The sequence below is a fragment of the Lentiprolixibacter sp. genome (assembly GCF_982873095.1).
This window is the reverse complement of sequence record NZ_CEYNTP010000351.1, coordinates 1-2,150: the sequence shown is the minus strand read 5'-3', so window position 1 is coordinate 2,150 and position 2,150 is coordinate 1. Positions and strand designations below refer to the sequence as shown.

General features: G+C 45.3%; 2 protein-coding genes. Both read right to left on the bottom strand.

Going from position 1 to position 2,150, the window contains the following annotated elements; genetic code table 11:
- The coding region (locus tag AC4E7D_RS14290; protein ID WP_490174449.1) for a glycosyltransferase family protein at positions 1-578 on the bottom strand (578 nt) is incomplete at its 3' end.
- A gap of 212 nt (positions 579-790) precedes the next feature.
- Positions 791-2,020, bottom strand: a complete 1,230-nt coding sequence (locus AC4E7D_RS14285; protein ID WP_490174448.1) for an MATE family efflux transporter — start codon at positions 2,018-2,020, stop codon at positions 791-793.
- Positions 2,021-2,150: the final 130 nt, after the last annotated feature.

The window sequence follows — 2,150 nt, the reverse complement described above, 5'->3', positions numbered from 1 at the left end:
AAAGTACCGTGGGGAACCAGGGCAACGTTACGCGCCTTGTATTTGCGTTCCAGGATGTCCACATACTTACTGATCGTTACCGCCAGGATATCAGATCGCAATACCATCCTGGTCAGGGTGGTGCCAATGAAGTTGTACACCTTCTGAAGCCATTTTTTTTCTGTAATACCGGCATTGTCCAGGTCTACCTGCTCCAGGATATTGTGAAGCAGTGAAATGGTTGGGATGCCGCGGAAGCGACAATACATAGGTAGCATAAGACCTAAAGCAGCCGGCACTTTCCTGTCTCCAAATTTTAAAAATTGAAGGTTGAAGAGTACTGCGTCTGGCTTAACTTCTTCCAGGGTTCGGGCAATTCGGAAGAAATTTGTATAACTGTTGAAACTCCAGCTTTCTTTCACTGTGATTTTACATCCTTCCTCCTCGAAATTGAGGTCCTTTTCCTCCGTAGTCTTATCAGTGATCAGGACAATTTCGTCCACCTCATCCAGTAGTCTGAAGTGTTTTACCAAATGGTATCCGTATTCTGTAAGGGTCACCTTACTCGGGGGATACGCTGTTACAATTGCTAATTTCATAAGGTTAAGTTTTAGGTTTAATTACAGCACAAATATCTCGCGTTTAATTCGTATTCAAGGCGCTTATGAGTTGGATGCCCCTTTGCTGTAGACGAATGGAAGCTGGCCATCGATAAAGTAGTTTTCAAAGCATGTCAGGTATTCTTGAAATAAAAAAAGGGACCTTTAAACAGGTCCCCTTAGTATAGCTTCAGCATCCCAAATTATGCTTATCACTTATGGCTCAAATAATATATCCACTGGAACACGAAGAGGGAAAGCATAGCCAGTATCTGAACGCCAATTACCAAGCTCAGGCTCGAATGGAATACTAAGATCAGGAGGATCTGGGAAACACCCAAAATTCCCGAGAGGATCACAGGGATGTAGCGGTCAAGCGACAGGAAATAATAAGCGAAAATGTTGGACAGTGCAAAAAGGGAAGTGGCAAGGGCATATCGCCATAATAATCCTGCCGCAGGAAGATATGCCTCCCCGAACATTAGTGAGATAATCAACTCTGGGAAAAGATAACATCCCAGTACGATGGCTCCAGAAAAAATACCGATGTAGGTAATATATCTGATAAGTACAGGACGTGTATCCAGACCCTGTTTCCTTTTCTGAAGCACGTCGGGCAGGAGCAGCATTACAAACATCCAGGCCACAAAATACACTACCCGACCAATCAAAGCGATAGACGCATAAAGACCGGCTTCCTCCGCTCCAAAATAGTGCTTCACTAAAAGTACATCACTGTTGTTGATCAGAATCTGGGTCAGCTCATAGCCCGCAGTTAACAACAGGAATGTTTTTGCCTTGGCCCAGGTGGCCGGGTCGAGCTGAAAGCCGTTCCTGAGCTGGTAATCTTTTCTCCTGAAAGGGATGATCCCGAATAAAAAGGAGATTACGATCCCAGTAGCCACAATGATTGCAGGATTCCAGGGCAGAATAAACAATAACAGCAGGGTGATGAGCAATCGGCTCCACATTTCGGTTTGATACGTCAGGGAAAGCGACCCGAATTGTTGCCGGCCTTGCAGGAATCCCCTGTTAATGCACATGGCAAAGTAGACGGGGATACCAAGACCAAAAATGAAAAACATGCCTGAGGAGGAGGTTCGGAACACTTGCTGCATAAAATCAGAAAGCATCAGGATCAGGGTAGCCCCTCCGACACCCAGAATAAGGGCCAGGCGCATCATTTTAACCAGGAAAGCCCTGCGGTCTTGCCCGGACAATACCACCGTGAATTTGGTTGTGGCAATTTGAAAGGTCATCCCAACAAAGGAGACGATCAAAAGCATGGTGACCAGCAAGGCCGCCTCTGCAAATACTTCTGGCCCCAGGAACCTTCCTAATATTAGGTTATAGAGGTAATTCCCGGCATTAACCAGCATTACACTGCCCATAAAGAGCTGTTCTGGGGCTATTTTTTTGGATGATATACCAAATGCATTCATGGTGAAAGGTTAAGTTTCTATTTCTGTTTTGAGTGCAAATATGTCAAGATCAGACGCCCAAAAGTAAAGGGCTTAGACGGATGGCACTTTGCTGTAGACGAATGGTAGAAATGCCACTTCCGGGGTGAAG